Consider the following 18,795-nt stretch of genomic DNA (forward strand, 5'->3'; position numbering starts at 1 on the left):
TTGGGTATTTTCAATCTAACTTCTGACGACTGATATCTAATATCTCCATTTCTGTTCGGCGTTAAAACGCCTCCTATAACTCGTATCTCGTCCCTCGGAACTCGTACCTTTCCTCTTTCCCCTTGCAACTCGCTACTCGCTAACTTGTTGGGCTTCGCTCAGCTCCACCCAACATACAATTAGAGCTATCCTTTACTCCCCTGCAAACTTTAACATTCGCGTTTGGTCGGTAAGCTCAATATCCACCAGCTCATATGGGGCTTTAGCTGCTTGAGTGACCGCAAAAGGCATGGTGAAACTATCATAGCTATCAATCTGTTTTGCTACTTCAACCGTTGCTAGTTTGATGCGCTCACCTTTATTACCTTTGCCAGTTAAGGTTGCACGAATAGCATAGCGGCCTGAGTCAGTCACTTGCACTGGCACCTTGGCTTGGTATTTGTTATTGCCAAGCGCAGTGACTTTGGCTTTATCCATACTGATGGTTTGTGAGCTATGTACAAACGGCATTTTTATAGAGCGTTTTACCGTTTGGCCATTCACTTTAGTGTCGACACTAGCCTCAAGCTCGTAGTAACCATTTACCGCACCTAAGGTTTCAAGCGGGTAATTAAATACCGCTTCACCATTTTCGTAACGTACATCTAGCTTTTCGCCATCAGGACTTGAAAGCGTTAACTTCACATCACTATCTTTAAAGCGCTTTTTACCCATACTAAGCTGCATAGCGACACGCTGTTGCTGATCTTTCACTTTAAACTGCGATTTAGCATGCAAAGCATTGCTCGAGCCTTTTTCAATCACATGCAGCAAGTAGGTGTCGTTATCATTAAGCGCTTGGCTTGTTCTTAGCATTGCTTTGCCATTTACCTGACCAAGCTTTAATCCAACGCTGCCATCGCTAAACCCTGCATTTTCCATTTGTTCTTGTGCAACCATAGCTTGCATTGGCATTTGTCTAAAGTTGTCATCACGCACCGACAGTTTATCTAGCTGAAGGCCATGGGGCTTAAATACTTCGCCGTTATCAAAACGTGCTTTTGGCGCAATGCGAATAAAGTTATCAGCTTGGTTTACAAATACAGGTACACCGCGCTTAGGTTCTTTACCCGAAATTTTCTGCCAATACTCAACGCTGTCTTTTTCAAGGGTTTCAAGTTGAGCGCTCAATGCTGGTTGAACTTGAGGAAACTGATAAACCGTTTGCTCATTAGCGTGTGCTGCGTTGCTAACAAGCATCATTGCAGCAGCGAGTGTGGTTAACTTATTTATCATAGCGGGCTCCTAAATTCGATTTTTAAGCATGTCTGGCAAACCAAAGCAATTGCGTCGGCTTTGCTGATGACTCAAAGGTTCACCACCTTGGGTTCGTGATTTATCGGTAAACCACACCACCCCAGCTAACGACTGAGAACTGCAATTTAAAAAGCCATCTGAACAACTGTCTAACCAGTTTTGTGTTACTTCAAGGCCCACTTGATTTTGATAACCACCGCAATAGCTGTCGCTATCCCATACCGCTGATTCAACATCACTGCCCACCACGGTCTCGAATCGAGACGGTAAACTTGGGCGGTTCGGTGTGCCATACAACCACTGTGCGTTATACGACGCCATCCAAGATACCTGCTGTTGCTTTACTGCATCGCTGCCGTAGCCTAAAAGCCAACCTAAACTTTGCTCGAACGAATTACCCGCAATAACTGCATCAGCCAACGGCGTACCACCACTTGAAGGAGCCAGAGCAATGGTACGCGTGACTTTGCTAATAATATATGGATAACGGCTATCCCATGTTGGGTTAGATAAAATCCAACGCACCACATTACCGCCATTAGAATGGGTGATCAGAGTTAAATCAGTGATGTTTTTATTATTGATAAATGTAGTGAGCTGCCCTGCTAAACAGCCAGATGCCGCATCTGCCCACATATACTGATCAAAATCACAATTAATGACCGTGTAATTACTACTGTTTGGTAAACCTTGGCGAACCGTGTCGACAAAACTGCCTGTCCAATAGTCATTATACGCATCGCTTTGCTGGCCTGTACCGTGCACAAATGCGACTCCTTGCGCAGCAAAAGCACTGTGGCTGATACCCGCTGCCAACATTAAAGCTGGCACTAGTGAGAGTGTTTTTATTTTCATGTGTGTTCCTGTTGATTGTAATTATATCTATCAGGTTGGAGGAGTGACCTCCGACCAAAAACATAGACCAAACAGGTACGAAAGCAAGAATAAATTTACAATAATTTAACTTTTGGGTGTTTTTTAAGTACAAATTATTAGTTTTTAGGAGAAAAAAGGGAGGCGAGATGCGAGGTGCGAGATGAGAGATGCGAGATGAGAGATGCGAGGTGCGAGGTGCGAGGTGCGAGGTGCGAGTTGCTAGGTGCTAGGTGCTAGGTGCTAGGTGCTAGGTGCTAAGTGCTAAGTGCTAGGTGCTAGGTGCTAGGTGCTAGGTGCTAGGTGCTAGGTGCTAACAGCATAGTGTTGGTTGTGCCTCCCCTATGACTTTGTTCGGCGTTAAAAACGCCTCCTACGTCTCGCATCTCGCCCCTCGTATCTCGCTAACTCGTTGGGTTTTTAATCTAACTTCTAACGACTGATATCTAATATCTCCTTTTTTGTTCGGCGTTAAAACGCTTCCTTTGTCTCGTATCTCGCTAACTAGTTGGATTTTAATCTAACTTCTAACGACTGATATCTAATATCTCCATTTTTTGTTCGGCGTTAAAACGCCTCCTACAACTCGTATCTCGCAAACTTTCCCCTTTACTCTTTCTAACTCGCTAACTTTTCAATCTGATAGCTGACGGCTGAGAGCTGAGAGCTATTTTGTTCATCGCGCGAAATAAATTTCACGCCTACAGTGCTAGCAAAATAAAACGGTATACATTGCACAATGCGAAATAGTATCGCTGCACGAAAGTACTATATCCAGTCCTGTTTAAATTTCATACGTTGTAAATTAAATGTTAAACAGGAGAACACACAATGAAGCGCCTATTGACGATGATTGCGTTATGCGCAGGTATGAGCACAACTGCTTTTGCAGCATGTAGAGATAACGTTGTACTGGTACATGGTAATACCGCCTCCCCTTCGAGTTGGAATAACACAATCAACGAATTAAAACGAAAAGGGTATGTCGACAGTGAAATTTTCACCCCAGATTGGGGCTCTAAATCTTGCGCGAGTTGCAACGATCATAACGGCAGTGAAGAAACGCCCGTACGTAACGCCATTCTTACTGCAATCAACCAATCTTGCACAGGTAAGATCGATATTATCGGCCACTCAATGGGTGTCACACTCGCAGCCCAGCAAATTTATAAGCTAGGCATGGCATCAGATGTCGATACTTTTGTTGGTGTTGCAGGTGCCGCGCGCGGCCTGCTTAGTTGTGGTGTTTACCCATATAATGTGTGGAATAACACATGTGGTTACTATGGTTTATCGGTTGGCAGCCCATTATTAAATAGCATTTATGGAGAAGCATTAGGCGACAAAGTGTATTCCATAAAGAGCTACTCAGATCAAATCGTCTGCTCAACTGGCACTTGTTATGTGTACGGCATTCACAGCAGCCGATTATGGAATGAAAATGCCACCTACACCTACGTTCTCGGCCACTTTGGTTTGCAAACCGATACGTATGTAAAACAAGTGAGTTTGATTCAGTAGCTGCAAGTTAGCGAGATTGTAGCAGCGATTTTATATCGCGTAGGAATGGTTATAGGTTATAGGTGCTAGGTGCTAGGTGCTAGGTGCTAGGTGCTAGGTGCTAACAGCGTAGTGTTAGTTGCGCCTCCCCTATGACTTTTTTCGGCGTTAAAACACCTCCTATAACTCGCATCTCGCAAACCTTCCCCTTTACTCTTTCTAACTCGCTAACTTTCAATCTGATAGCTGACGGCTGGAAGCTGATAGCTCTTTTGTTCATCGCGCGAAATAAATTTCATGCCTACGGATGAGCATTTCAATTTAACTATGCGCAGGCACAATCCAATCTAACTTCTGACGACTGGTTTCTAATATCTCCATTTCTATTCGGCGTTAAAACGCCTCCTACACCTCGCATCTCGCAAACTTTCCCCTTTACTCTTTCTAACTCGCTAACTTTTCAATCTGATAGCTGACGGCTGAAAGCTGATAGCTCCTTTACCCTTTCCCCTTTACTCTTTCTAACTTGCTAACTTGTTGGGTTTCGCTCCGCTCTACCCAACCTACCAGCTCGCTAACTTATGCTTTTATGAACCATACAGCGCTTTCATTAATTGACGCAGGTTCTTTTGATTAGTTTCCGTCTTAACAAGCGCTTTTAAACGGCTTTTAACCTCTGGTTTTGACTTCGCTTGTTGACTTAACGCCGATATAGCGGCACTGCGAATATCTTTCGGGTTACTAGCGTCAGCAAAGGCGTAAATACTATCTACTTGTTTTGCGTCTAACTCATTATTACCCATTGCTTTTAAAATCGCCCCTTGCGTTTTACTATCAGTTTCTTGATTTAGTTGATTACTCAAGTAATTCAAACTGGTTTTACTTGGCATTTTTGCCAAGGCCTCTGCCGCATTTAGGCGTAATCTTGGGCTGTCGCCAGCTAAATAATCACCAATAAGCTGTTGATGATCATAGTCTCCGCTATTGCCCAGTGCGGTGATTAGGGCAGATGCTTTTTTATCTGTTGCACTCGAACTCAATGAATCAGCTAACTTTTGGGTTAACTGACTCGAAAACTCACTGCCCTGCTGATTTTTTGCTATAGCCCCCATTACCATTAAAGCACTGTGAGCCAGCTTAGAATTTTCTTCATCAAGACCATATGACATGGAATACTCAAAAATCGCCTCAACCTGCATGTCCGTTAACGGCTTTTCACTGTATTTTAGTGCCATTAAACTTCTAAAACGCTGATTTGGTGAAAATAAACCTTGTTCAACAAACACTTCCGTCAGTAACTGTTTTGAATTAACTGAGTCATGTTTACCTAAGTACATAAACAATTTACTTTCTAGGGGATCAGCAATTGCCTTTGTTGAAATAAGCTCTTTTAAGCTCTGTAAATACTGATCGTTGTCATAAAGAAATTGCAAAAGCGTTTTTCGATCTCCCTCTAGCCAATCCATATTTTTTAAAGCAGTGATAAACGCTTCTGTATTTTTTAAGGGTTGAGGCGGCGCTTTAGGGTAAACCCAATCTGTGCTTAAATTTTTCCATTGATTAGGGTCTTCGGGTAATTGTAGTAACCTTGCATCATCGGGTATCGATTGATTTGAACGGTTTAAACTGAGTGTTTGCAGTACTTCAATATTCATATTTCCATCACTACTACTGACTTGAATATGACTATGTCCGAGGGCTTTTGTTAACCAGCACTTATCGTTTTCAAAAGTAAACTCATCACTAATAATGTTCGCCGTTTCCAACTGCATTAGCTTTTTCGCAGCATTAGCGCTTTGTCTAGTGTCAGTTGGTTCTATGTAACTGAGTTTATTACGCTTTAGTTTGTTATCAGCTAAAACCGTGTAGAGTGATTTGTACTGACCAATATCATCACGTTCTTTAACCCAGTACTTATCACCCTGTAAATTTTCAGGGTGTTTTGCACGGTGAAAGGCACGGTATAAAGCAATTAGCTTCTGTTGATCGGCCGGTTTTAATTTAGCATTAAACCGATAATCTAAAACTTCACCTGAGTTATTGTTAATTTTCACGGCAAAAGGCACAGCATATTCATTGCTTGTACTTACCGTTTTATTTAACTTTGCTTGAGCTTGGTACAGCTCAAAACCCAACCAGTGAGATTTCTCTTCAACCAACAATGGCCGATAAATCAGCCGCCCTTGCAAGTCAAACTGACTTTTTGAAGGGCTTTTCATCGAGATAATATTCGTATCTGCTTTTGATTGAAGTTCAGCCCAAACAGTACACTGAGGCACTGCATAAGCCGCCGAAGCATAGCCTAATAGAGTGCCCAATAATAAACTCATGTTAATTAAACGCATTATACCTTAGCCTTCAAACTAATAACTTAAGGTTGCTGATTCGTCTAAAATTGTCCAGCTTTTATCGTACAAAGTGCTGGTATCATAGATAGTTTGAGTTTTAGTTTTCGTCTTAACCGTACAACACCACTTATATTTAGGGTATTTAACATAAACATAAAATTCACCCGAAATTGCCTCAATATCATTTGTTACATCAATTCCTAAGGTTATTTTAGAATCAGTGATAGCTTTAGCTAAATCAGCATAAAGAGTGGCATTAAATGTATCTGCAATAATCAAGAAATCGATACCAACACCGCCACTTGCTATGCCTAGATTTATTTCAGCTGTCGCATACGCATCCATGCTGGCAGTAACAATATCTCCCCCTAAGTCAATACGGCTATTGCTATAAGTTAAACCAACTCCTAAATCTAAACTTCCGCTAACACCTGCCTCAACAGTCACAGGAACAATCACAATGGTGAACGTCGTTTCAACCACTTTTTGCTCTTCGCTCCAGCTATATCCTAAAGATTTGTCTAAGGCCGATAACGTATCGCCCTCATCAATTAACGTATCACCCAGCACACTAAAGTTTGCTGCATAAGTAATTTCACCATCACTTACATTGGCACTCGCTTCAGCACTAGCACTTACCAAACTTGCTGATTTATCAAATAAATAAAGGTCTAGATCTGCTTCAACTAGCCCCTCAGCTGAACCACCATTACTAGAAGAAACATTCATATAGCTATAAAAAGAAGGGCTGATAGCCACAGCATCACTGTCACCATAGGTCGCACTCCAACTACCAACTTTAGCCAAGGTTGTTGCTGCTGCAGCAGTAGTCTGCATCGCTGATACTGAAGCTATTGTAGTTTTATTACTATTTAGTTCTGCCGATTCTGCGGTACTCACTTCATCATGATAAAGCGCATAAGGTACCTCAACGGTAATACTATTATTGTCACTGTGAGCTTCAATTTCTTCTGAGCTATCGTGGAAGGTAAATGTCATGCTAAAGCTGTTTTCGCCACCATCGTGATCAAAATTATCGTGTATCGCTTTGAGCAATACACCATTCACAGCAACATCCCAAGGAAAGTAATGAGATTGCTCATGATCAGGAAACTTTATACGCATCGTCTCCATATAAGCTTGCGCTTGCTCATTCCATAAGTGAGCATGATAAGTGGTTTCGCCGATGGTTATCGTTGCACTGATGTCAGCCTCATTGACAGAATTGCCAAATTTGGTGGCATTAATAAAACCGATTAAATCAGGTATTTTTTGCGTAGGTTCACCAGTCCCTGTGGTATCTCGTTTACCCGGACCAGGAAAAACAGCAAAGCCGTCGCCAACTTTAAGTTTATCTAAAACAAAATCATGATAATGACCATCGCCAATGACTACCGAGCTATAGGTGCTTTCGTCACCAGACTCAATGCCCCGCGACTTATTATCTGTTACATCAACTTCATTTGAGATCACACCGCTTGTGTCAACAAAAGCAGCAATGACAAATTCACCCGCAGCGAGATCTTCGTTTGGTAAAATTAATGTTGCACTATGATTTTGCTCGCCTTCTTGTAACTGCTCGATATCAAACTCACCTAAATCGTAGCCATCTGGCTCTTCTTCAGTTTCAAGCTCAGCGACTTTACTTCTTTCAATCAAAATAAAGGAAACACCTACATGCTCATTCGTTAATAAGGTTGTTTCTGTGCTGAAATCAACAGTAATCTGTTGCCCTGGTTGATAAACGTTATCAGACACTGGGGTCATCGATTTCAACGCGACATTAGCAACAGCTTCTTGTTCAGTAGAGTCATCATCAGAACACCCAACTAGTGAAAGTAGGGATAAAGCCAATACAGCACTAATCCTTTTAGACTGATTCATATCACGATTCCTAATTATTGATTGTAATTTCGACAAACTATTAATTAATAAAACTCATACTTCTACTCAAAGTCCGACAGACTTATTTTCGAAATGGTTAAGCTTTAACCCACTAAATTTGGGGTACAAAAGGTACATATCTCAAAGGGTATATCACAATAATGGATGAATTATGGAGGGATGCAAAACAACCAAAATTATTAAATGCGAGGGACGAGGAAGGAGATATTAGATATCAGTCGTTAGAAGTCAGATTAGATTGTGCCTGCACATAGTTAAATTGAAATGCTCATCCGTAGGCGTGAAATTTATTTCGCGCGATAAACATAAGAGCTATCAGATTAAGAACAAAAGTTAGCGAGTTACAAGGGGAAAGTTTGCGAGTTCGGGGAACTTTCCCCTTTCCCCTTTCCCCTTTCCCCTTTCCCCTCGCTAACTTATCGAGCTTCGCAGTGCTCTGCCCAACACGCTATTATTCGTACCCTTCAAACCTTGTTGCACAACCTATGCCTATGCACTCAACACCACTGTCGAGTTCTAACAGCTCTAAATTATAGCTTTTGCTTACATCTACTTTTTTTAGCGGGTTATTAGAAAGGCTGATATCTACTAAATTTGCATGTTCACGTAAATCAATGTTTTTTAATTTGTTATTTGACAAAAAGAGCACTTGAAGCATGGGGTTTGCTGTTAAATCGATAGTGCTTAAGTGGTTATTACCGGCGTAAAGTGCAGTTAACTTTTTATTATGGCTTATGTCTAAAGCGCTAAGCTGGTTGGCATCTAGGTTTAGTTCGCTGAGCATCTTGAACTTGCTTAAATCTAGGTTTTTTAACTGATTATTTGCAAGCTCAAGGTTACGAATACCACTCGGTATATTTACTTTTGTGAGCTTATTGCCCGACAGATTAAGTTGATACAGTTCAGAATTAACAAGCGTCAATTCGCCTGTCAGCTTATTATCTTTAAGATCAAGCCATGTAAGTTTACCGTTAGTGCTTACATCAAGCTTTGAAAGCTTATTACCACTCAGCATTAAAGTCTCTAACTCTTCGTTGTTACTTACATCAATACTCGTAAGGCTATTTTGGCTTAAATTAACACGGAAAAGCTGGCTGTTGTGGCTTATGTCGATTTCGGTCAGCTGGTTTGGCACTTTCTTATCGGCAGGTCTACTTGTAATGCCACCAATTTCACCAACAATGAAGCTATCCCCTTCATTACTGAGGACGAGTTTTGTTAAGTTACTAAAATGCTCAACCCCTTTGGCTGAGGTGATACCGCGATCTCTGCAATGTATTTTTGTCACCTCCCCCACAGTTTTATAGCCACTTTCTTGTAAACACGCTAAGAAGTTAGCATCTGCAACCACGCTCTCTATTGGTGTATCGTCATTAGCCGAAGCACTAGCAACCCCAAGATTTAACACAAGCAAACAAGCCAAAGCCATGTTAATGCGCGCAAAGTTCCCTTTTAACATTATTTCACCTTAAAATTTCAACAACATAATCAGGTGGTTAATTAAGAGGTTTCACCACCCAACAACAAAGCATGCATAATACAGGTTATTTGATATCTGTACCTATATAAATACAAAATTCTTCCGAAGTTGTTTTTTAATGGGTTCGCGCGAAATAAATTTCACGTCTACAGTGCTAGGTGTTAGGTGCTAGGTGCTAGGTGCTAGGTGCTAGGTGCTAGGTGCTAGGTGCTAGGTGCTAGGTGCTAGGTGCTAGGTGCTAGGTGCTAGGTGCTAACAGCATAGTGTTGGTTATGGGTTGGTAAAGGGGGCTCCCTACCCAATCGAATTTTTTGTTCGGCGTTAAAACGCCTCCTACAACTCGTATCTCGTTCCTCGTATCTCGTATCTTGCAAACTTTCCCCTTTACTCTTTCTAACTCGCTAACTTTCAATCTAATAGCTGACGGCTGAAAGCTCCTTTCCCCTCGAAACTCGCTAACTTATCAGGTTTCGCTCCGCTCTACCCAAGCTACAACTCGGCATTCTTACGTGAATACATTTTATGTAAGTTCAGCAGTTTATCTTTGAGGCGCTGAGAATAGGTGACGAAATTTGTCAGCGTACCGGCATCTTTTCGGTTGGTATCAGCAAGTAGCATTAATAACTTACGCTGCGCCTGATTCAGATGCAATTGCAATGACCTAGCTGCTTTATCTATTTCGTCATTTTTAGGTTGTTCTAAATTCTCGCTGGTATGGGTGAACAAGGTCAGCGTATCACTCGAAAGTTCGCGGATCATAATCAAAATATCGCTTTCTAATTCTATAAATTGTTCATTCATAATCCGCTTGCTTTCAAACAGATCAATGATGGAATCATGAATTTGGAACAAATAATCAAAGCGGTTAATTTGCAGCATTAACTCTCGTGACTGCTCTTCATCATTGATTTTACTAACAATAGTAGTGAAATAAGTGATGTATTCCTTCTCAACAAAACTGGCATATTCCAAGCGCTTTTGTGCAGTATCTTGAATACCTTTGTAGTTGGTCTCTAAGCTCAGCGTGACCTGATTGTAGTTTTCTTTTAAGAAGTTAAGCAGCTGTTGGTTACCTGACTCTAACTTATCGACGACATGCTGAAACTCTTCATCTTCTTGGTAGGTGGGCAATTCAAGGCGTTCAAAGTCCATCTTTCCTTCACCAAGCAAAAAATCGACAAAGCGCGTAAAGGGGTTAACAAAAGCAATAAAAACTAAACTGGCAACCACATTAAAAATAAAATGAATATTTGCCAGTGCAACAGCGGGATCAAGCGTAATTTCACTTAACTTATCACCAAACAATAAAATGAAAGGCAGAAATAAAAGCACCCCACCCACATTAAACAACAGGTGGCTCAGCGCTGCTTTCTTTGCTGCGATATCCATACCAAACACCGAAATCATAGCAGTCGCTGTGGTACCAATATTCGCCCCCATAATAATGGGTACCGCGTTCTCAAGCCCCAAAATACCTTGCTGAGTAAAAACAATGGCAAGCCCTGTAGTCACCGAACTCGACTGCACCATAGCAGTAAATACACAGCCCACTAAAATCGCTAAAAGTGGGTTTTGCGGCTGAGTTAAAATCTCAATTAATGCAGGGTTGTTTTGTAATGGCGCAAGGGATGATGAAATCAGGTTAAGGCTAAAAAAGACAAAACCGAAATAGAAAATCGCCTTACCAAAAATAGAAAAGCGATTGCGAGTCAGCGACAGAAAAAAGCCAATAATAATAATCACAGGAGCAAATACCGTCAGCTTAAAAGCCACCAGCTGAGCCGTTATAGTAGTGCCCACATTTGATCCAAAAATAATACCGACACTATTTTTAAACGTTAACACCCCCGCATTTACCAAGCTTATGGTGATCACCGACGTCGCAGAACTCGATTGAATAAAGGCCGTCACCACAGCACCAATTAACACCCCAAAAATAGGAATGTTAGTCGCGCGACTCAACGATTTTCGAAAGCGCTCCCCCGATATACTTTCAATTTCCCGAGAAAAGTTCTCAAGTCCAAAAATAAAAAGGATAATGGCGGTCAGCCCAGCCATGGCTATATTAAGATTTTCCATTCGCTTATAAAGTGCTGATATTGTTAATCAAGAACGATACAAAAAGTATAGATTTGAGTACCTTATAGCGCAATGATCGAAAACAAAGTAACTGGTTTTAGGGGCGAGTTGCGAGGAACGATATTCGACTCGTAGGAGGCGTTTTAACGCCGAACAAAAAAGGAGATATTAGATATCAGTCGTTAGAAGTCAGATTAGATTGTGCCTGCGCAAAGTTAAATTGAAATGCTCATCCGTAGGCGTGAAATTTATTTCGCGCGATGAACATAGGAGCTATCAACCGTCAGCTATTAGATTAAGAACACAAGTTAGCTAGGTGCTAGGTGCTAGGTGCTAGGTGCTAGGAGCATTGTGTTGGTTGTGGGTTGGTGAAGGGGTTAGGCAAAAAGAAAGACCTGACCCCATGTTTTTATTAGGATGTAAAAAAAAAGGCCCTCGAAAACATTCTTTTTTACTCACCTTAGTTGAGTAACAACACTTAAGAATTTTCAACCTCTCTTCTATCTTTTCCAAAATTAAACGCTATTCTGAACTGCATACCTATAAACGTTTCTTTATACAAATGTTTACCAATATTATCGGTATCATTAGTTCTTTGTAAAAGTCTATCATCTCTAAAATTAGTGAAGAGTGGAGTGCTTATTAACCCATCTATTTTTTGATAATTCAAATCTTCCTCATTGGCATATGTACCAATACATGTTTCGACATACAATTTTAAATCATCTAAAAAGGAAGTTTGAACTATATCAATACACTGCCTAAGCTCCCGTTCTGATATTTTTTCATATATGTATGCAATAAAGAAATTTGCTATGAATTCAGACTTATCAATATCCGTTATGGATTCAATACAGAATAATATTTTGTCTGTAACTCTTTCCAAATCATCTTGGTTTAAGTATTTTATTTTTCTCGATAATTCATCTTTTTCCTTTTTACTAACTTCATCGATAGCTTCAATAAAACGCACTATTTTAGATGCAAACATTCTATCTCGAATAGAATCACTTAAATTCCATACTTTAATCAACGTACTTACATAAGGTATATCTTTAGCTACGCCTGTCAGTAATTGACTTTTAAATGCGGCTTCGGTCAGGTCTGCTGCTATTTCAAAACCCTTTTTCATGCCATTTCCTTATTAATTTAACTCAACTGTACCAACGGATTAGTTAATCCATTGGTACAGTTAAGCACAAAGAGTAAGAACTTGCGTTTTGACTTTTATCTTACTTACTCGAGCGAAATAAATTTCACGCCTACGGTATCGGAGTTCGGCTTAACGATGTGCGGGCACAATCAAACTATAAACTTATGGCTTAAAGCTCCTTTACTCTTTTCCCTTGCTAACTCGCTAGCTTGGGTATTTTTAATCTAACTTCTAACAACTTATATCTAATAACTCTTTTTTCGGCGTTAAAACGCCTCCTACAACTCGCATCTCGTCCCTCTAAACTCGCAACTTTCCCCTTTCCCCTTGCTAACTTTCTCCAAAACACAAAAAAGCCGTTACATTGCTGCAACGGCTTTTTGGCATTTGAATTTAATGTCATTTTCGAATACAGTTTGCAACTCAAGCCCATTGTTTTAAAAGGAATTAACATCAAAGGTAAGTTTGAAACAAAACAATTAAAATCTTACTTTTGGAGGTTAGTGTAAAAATAGAGTTTGAAACTCCTATTTTTACACTTTCCAATTTACAAAAGTTTTTAGTGTTTTCACTGCTATCCATAGATGATTAAGTTAACTATTTAAACTTAATTATTCCCTCGCCATCTCACAAATGGTTAACAAGTGTGAGACTCACTACTCTATTGTAAACGAAACAACATATTCTCTGCTTTCTAGATGGAACCGTTCTTTATCATCAAAGTCTATATGTTCAATTCTAAGAATCTCATTAGAGACTAAGAAAATTTCATAATTCCCAATATTCTTCCTAGCAAATTCAAGCTCATTCCTGCTCAAATGAAATCTATCACCAGAGTAAGTTTTAACTTCAACATACTTCGTTACGTCAAGTTCATTGATATATTTAATATCGTAACCATCGCCATCACTAGTTTTAGATACCCAAGTAACTTTTTGTTTACCAAACTGTTTAACAAGAGAATTATAAACGTCTTCTTCAGATCTTTTACCGTTGATTCTATTGTTATCCGATAATGACTTTGAGTGTTTAAATGGTTTCTTCGATTTACTTTGGTTGTTTTTGATATTTCTTGGTTTACTAAGAGATGCACTCTTTATTCGTTTGGTTTGTCGAACAGAACCCTCAACATCGTGAGGTTTCTTTGTAACATTCTCAGGCTCAAATTTTTCATTTATACGAGTTTTAACTTCGTCCCACTTATGAGAAAAAAACATTAGACTCATTAGTTCTTGATCACCTTCAACCCTATCAATATCAATTAATTCAGCGTGTTTATCGTACACGGCTTCAAAATCAATTTGTGCTTCTTCGATAGATTCTTGCCCTAAAACATCTGAGATATAGTTGTTTACATACTCTTCGTAGTTCATTTCAAAAGATTGTTTATTTTGTCTAGCTGATAAAATAATGAAATTATCGTTACTCTCGTATTGTGATATGTAATGAGTAAATTGAGATTCTCTAGAATTTACTATGCACCATTGATACAACTTCTTCTTAAACAAATATAAAGCTCTCTCGAACGCCTGTTTTAGCTTACTAACATGATACTTTGATAAATCTATCTTATAGTACGCAAATTCTGAACAATTGAAGTCAGCGACATTTATTCCCTTCTCCGCAAAAAGCTCTTCTATCGCGCTGCAACTTTCAAGGCCATCCAACTCCTTGAAATCTATTCTTTTAACATCAATTTGCAATTCAAGCTCAGCCGACACACTTTCAAGCAAATTATCATCAGACTCAAACCTATAAGTTTTACCTAATAAGGAATAGACTGTTTTCCAAAATGAATACAGTTCATCTGAGATTCCTAGTAATTCTCTTGTTCTGATTAACTCTTCTTCACCAATATCATTTTTAATAGTTTTTTCTAGATACGAAGCTTCCTCTTTGACAACATCTCGGAATACTCGGGTGTCCTGAATATCGAAAATTAATCCTATTATATCTGCAAAGGTTTCTTGAAAATCGAAATCATGTCTAAGATCTCCGACCGTTGACTCAGGTCTAACTTTAATGAAAAAGTCGTTATCCTGTTTAATGTAGTCATTATTTTCTAGCTCAAAACTTTCTCCATTAATCTGATACTTAACGTCATCGCATAAAACGACCCTGTACCGTCTCAATTTTGCTAGTTCTGCTTTCGCAGAATGATCTTTTTCAATATCTTGTATTCGATAAACCAAAATATATGGGGCAATTTCCTCTAAAAATGACGAGAAGCTACTACTTAAAGAAGGTAAAGAGGATGTACTTGTAATTTCGACATCTAGTTCATTTAGATTCTGCACTCCAAAAAACTCGATAATATTTTGAGTGTTTTGTCTTCTTGGGTAATTTAACACTGGTACGCTAGCGGCAATCTTCTTCGGTAGTTTTATATTTCCATTGTAAAAAACTTTATCAGCAGATTGATAAGAACGAGTTTCTCCTTTTAAAGCAAAAAGCTTCGTTTCTTGGTTGTCCAAAGGTTGTTTATTGACTTCAAAATGCCTAACCGCCAACTTATATATTGCTTGAGTCTGTCGCCCATCAGGGGACTTTACCGGAAGTTCACTAATGATTCTTTGTACTGCTTCCAAAGATAGTTTTTCAAATTTATCAGTCGCACCAATTTTTAATAACAAACTTTCAACATCTGATCGACTAATACCGAAATAATTGAATTGCTCATAATCAAAATTGAAGCTGATGCTATTTACAAGAGGGCTTAGCTTCTCATTAGCGAAAAAGAAGTCTCTAAACAGCCCGAGAGATTTTACTTGATACTTAATAAATGAAGGTTTACGTGAGATGTTATGGCTATAAGACCCATGATATTCTCTGTCCTTGTTAAAACTAAATTTGTCAGTATTTGCTGAATCATCTAACTGATTATAAATGTCTTTATCTTGGATAAACCATATGACTAGCTTTTCTAAAGAAATATTTTGCGCAATAAGCTCAAAGTTATCGATCTCCTTGTAATGAAAAGAACCAAATCTATAACCTGAAGGGCGAGGAACACACTGAAAAACAAATTTTTCGTACTCTAAATTTCTTCTACCTTTAACTTCGTTAAACTTACTATTTTTGTTAACTCCTAGCCATAAAAAGAACTGTTCTAAGTTATCAGGTTCCTCTTCACCTAACCTATATTTGGAAGGTGCACATAGAAATACATTATCTCTGAATATACCTTCAAATAAGAACTCATTTAAAGTTCCAGAAGGGTAGTCCTTAGATAAATATAAATCGCTTGCATCAGTCAGAGTATGTTCTTTATTGTAAAGTTGGATTTTTGAATCAGGTATTTGTTGTGGAGAGTTCAATTTATTGAAATTTTCATAAAGAGAACGAACCATACTGGTTAGTATTTCTTCAACTTTGTTATTGTCTTCTTTAATTAAACGGTTTGCATTTGAAACTATTTTCTGAAGTACCGGTATAGGCTGATACTGTTGAATATTTGTGATTTGTCTCAAAGCTCTCTGCAATTCACGAGCTTTTTCATTCGAATCAATCTCAAATTTTTTGATCAATAATTCAAACAAGTTTCTATGAATAAACTTGATACTGACATAATCAGGTACACTAATATCTATCGATGAAGGCGTATATACTTCATCTTCAAGAGAAATCAATGCTCCACTTGAGTCAATTAAAAGCTCTAATTTTTCATCATGCTTGAAAGTGTGGTAAAACATATAAATCATAGAAGCTCTGTCTTCTATGCTATTTATATTTTTACTTAAAACTCTCAATTTTTCAGTATCTACACTTCCATTTAAATTTAAACTTGAAAGGTCGGCAGTGCCATCTAAGGGGATTAACAAGTTTTCAAAGACGAACTCTTGGTTAATAGAGCACACAAAACTAGAAAGCGTATCTATAAATATAACTTCTGATTTTTTTCTATAAGTTCCGTCAACACAAGGAAACACCTCCAAAGTGTTGATCGCATTATCAATAGCATCGTAGAACCCCAGATCCATAAGAATGTTATTAGGATTGTTGTATGAAAAAACTCAATAGCTTTGTAACTAATATTACCTTTCGTTAAAGATTTCGCTGTATCAATAATTAACTTAACTAGCTCTCTTAAAATGAAACGGTTTTTTTCACTGTCATTTATCTCATTTCTGGAGCTGTTTAATTCGAAGGTTCCATGAATAATAAAAGGAAAGTCAACAGCTAATTTAGTAGGGAAATATGCGAAAATTTCTCGAATATCACAGCAGAGTTCATCTTGCAGAGCAATTTTTAAATCGAAGAACTCTTCTTCACTTTCTTTATCCCATAACTCTTTAGGTAATTCTCCTTTGTGTTCATAGACGTTCCATTTTTCACTAAGATCCGTTTTATCTATTGCCTTGATACACTTTCCATCAACAAAAACTGTTAATGCCTTAATAGAGTTTAAAAAGAGTAGGATCTCACTCTTTAACTCGTCTATTTGCTTTTTAATATCACCTAGGAAGCCAACTTTGTATCGTATATCAATTGATGTGGTCCAGTCTTGATTTATTTCCTCTGTTAGCTTCGGAATAGATAGGAATGGAATAGGATAAATTGAATCAGGTAAATTTTGTGCTTTTCTAATAGCATTGCGCTCTTCAGGTAAAAACAGCTCATCAAAAACACCATTTACAATTTCATTTGAAAACTCAATTCTTAGGTTGTTGCTATTAATTGATATCGATTCACTCCAATTAATGATCGATCTAAAGCCAAGTCCTTTATTTCCTATGAACTTTTTAGATGTTTTAGTACTCAAATTAGAAATCATTAAAGATCTAATTCCGTTAGAGCTAAAAGCGCTACAGCCAGTTCCTCTATTTTTAATACTTAGCAAATTAGCTTTAGTATCTAATTCAATTCTTACCTCATCTGACTTTTCATCATCAGCATTTTGAAGAAGCTCAAGTAACTGTCTTCCGTTGTACTCTTTTTCAGTTTCAATTTCACGGTTGAACGCAGAAATCATATCTGCTGGGGACTTTTTATAGACTTCCTTTCGGCGAGCTATTTCTTCTAAGATCTCTGCCTTAATACCAATGTTTTGCTCTTTAATTGGCTCCATAGTCGCTATATTATTCAAGGTAAAGCCTCCTCATATTCCCTTTGAACTCTCGCCCTTAAATCGAATTGGTATTCTTCATTGCCTTTAAACAGATTTATTTTCCTCTGAGGATCGTCGCCATTTTCACTAATTTTTACCAATTTATTTAGTAACTTTTTACCGTAACCATTTTTCTTTCCCCACATAGACGCATATGAGTTTTCAAGCCTTTCCATGTACATGCTTTCATCTTCTTCCCTTCTGACGAATGTGAGGTCAACAACGGAATGAATTGCTTTATCAAATGAACTAAATAACCAAACAGAGTCGCTGTCTTCACGACAGTATTTAATTAGAAGTTGAATGAAAGAAATATCCCATATAGCGTTCCTAAGATCTTTAGGCCTATGAGATTTGAGCATTTTTGAAATTTTCCAGCTACTAAAATAAACAGATAAAAAGTGAAATGATGGTGCTGAAAACATATACTCATCATATATCCAATCCATCAGTTCAAGCATGGTTTGATATGGAGATATTCGTTTAGAACGAGCTAGAGATATCGCTTTTTTTATTATGACTGCATTTCTCTCTACCAAAGTTAATCTCTCTGGTAACTTGCCACCTATAAGCTCGCCAGTCTTAAACAAAGACAGTTCATTACGACTTATGCTATCTCTTTGCTTTAGAAATAAGTCTAAGTAAATATTAGGATTTAAGTTATCAGCTGTTCGAAATAGTGCTAGCTCATCATCTGCTTTATCTAAACCATTTCGCTCTATATATTCGTGATAGGAATAACCTGTTTCCGATAAAATATTTCCTGCATTTAGTACAGCTTGCAGAGCAGCTACACTCCTATAGGGCTGTTGGTTTTTCTGTTCAGAAATATCTAAACCATTAACCAAGCTGATCAAATAAGAAACTACATTCCTGTCCAATAGACACTTAAATTCAACACCTGGTGAATACCAGATATCAGTCAAACTTGGATGTCCTTTCCTGTTAACATTGAGAGGATCTGATAGTAGTTTATTTTCTAATACATGCGTTTCTGCTCGTAATATTTCTTCCAGCCGATCGTGAATGATAAGTAACTCCATATCTTCCATAC

Annotated in this window: 11 protein-coding genes; 1 reads left to right on the plus strand and 10 read right to left on the minus strand. The window is 38.4% G+C overall.

Features of this window, described 5'->3' with window-relative positions:
- Window positions 1-192 precede the first annotated feature (192 nt).
- A complete protein-coding gene (locus tag C2M33_RS14305) occupies window positions 193-1,275 on the minus strand; it encodes a DUF4785 domain-containing protein (protein ID WP_105174746.1) in 1,083 nt (360 codons plus the stop codon).
- 9 nt (window positions 1,276-1,284) lie between these two features.
- Window positions 1,285-2,151: a hypothetical protein gene (locus C2M33_RS14310; RefSeq protein ID WP_199776371.1), complete on the minus strand. Its 867-nt coding sequence runs from the start codon at window positions 2,149-2,151 to the stop codon at window positions 1,285-1,287.
- A gap of 849 nt (window positions 2,152-3,000) precedes the next feature.
- Here C2M33_RS14310 and C2M33_RS14315 point away from each other — a divergent pair.
- On the plus strand, window positions 3,001-3,690 hold the full coding sequence (locus C2M33_RS14315; protein WP_063700501.1) for an alpha/beta fold hydrolase: 690 nt from the start codon (window positions 3,001-3,003) through the stop codon (window positions 3,688-3,690).
- Between the two features lie 566 nt (window positions 3,691-4,256).
- Here the strand turns inward: C2M33_RS14315 and C2M33_RS14320 are convergent.
- The 8 genes from C2M33_RS14320 to C2M33_RS14360 form a co-directional block, all read right to left on the minus strand.
- The gene (locus tag C2M33_RS14320) at window positions 4,257-6,014 is read right to left on the minus strand and encodes a HEAT repeat domain-containing protein (RefSeq protein ID WP_105174747.1); all 1,758 of its coding nucleotides are present in this window, start codon (window positions 6,012-6,014) and stop codon (window positions 4,257-4,259) included.
- A gap of 18 nt (window positions 6,015-6,032) precedes the next feature.
- Window positions 6,033-7,901 (minus strand): hypothetical protein, encoded by a 1,869-nt coding sequence (locus tag C2M33_RS14325; RefSeq protein WP_105174748.1) that lies wholly within the window; start codon window positions 7,899-7,901, stop codon window positions 6,033-6,035.
- A 472-nt stretch (window positions 7,902-8,373) separates the two neighbouring features.
- Window positions 8,374-9,381 (minus strand): hypothetical protein, encoded by a 1,008-nt coding sequence (locus C2M33_RS14330; protein ID WP_105174749.1) that lies wholly within the window; start codon window positions 9,379-9,381, stop codon window positions 8,374-8,376.
- A gap of 510 nt (window positions 9,382-9,891) precedes the next feature.
- The gene (locus tag C2M33_RS14335; protein ID WP_063700508.1) at window positions 9,892-11,481 is read right to left on the minus strand and encodes a Na/Pi cotransporter family protein; all 1,590 of its coding nucleotides are present in this window, start codon (window positions 11,479-11,481) and stop codon (window positions 9,892-9,894) included.
- Between the two features lie 478 nt (window positions 11,482-11,959).
- The gene (locus C2M33_RS14340; protein WP_063700510.1) at window positions 11,960-12,613 is read right to left on the minus strand and encodes a hypothetical protein; all 654 of its coding nucleotides are present in this window, start codon (window positions 12,611-12,613) and stop codon (window positions 11,960-11,962) included.
- 677 nt (window positions 12,614-13,290) lie between these two features.
- Window positions 13,291-16,614: a DUF3883 domain-containing protein gene (locus C2M33_RS14350; RefSeq protein ID WP_105174751.1), complete on the minus strand. Its 3,324-nt coding sequence runs from the start codon at window positions 16,612-16,614 to the stop codon at window positions 13,291-13,293.
- Window positions 16,509-17,720 carry a sacsin N-terminal ATP-binding-like domain-containing protein gene (locus C2M33_RS14355; RefSeq protein ID WP_105174752.1) on the minus strand — a complete coding sequence of 404 codons (1,212 nt, stop codon included), beginning with the start codon at window positions 17,718-17,720 and terminating at the stop codon, window positions 16,509-16,511. The genes C2M33_RS14350 and C2M33_RS14355 overlap by 106 nt, the downstream gene beginning before the upstream one ends.
- Entirely contained in the window at window positions 17,717-18,793 is a 1,077-nt protein-coding gene (locus tag C2M33_RS14360) for a hypothetical protein (RefSeq protein ID WP_105174753.1), read from the minus strand. The genes C2M33_RS14355 and C2M33_RS14360 overlap by 4 nt, the downstream gene beginning before the upstream one ends.
- Between the last annotated feature and the right edge of the window lie 2 nt (window positions 18,794-18,795).

Origin of the sequence: Pseudoalteromonas sp. T1lg122, from assembly GCF_002964825.1 — a bacterium.
GTDB classification, from domain to species: domain Bacteria; phylum Pseudomonadota; class Gammaproteobacteria; order Enterobacterales; family Alteromonadaceae; genus Pseudoalteromonas; species Pseudoalteromonas gelatinilytica.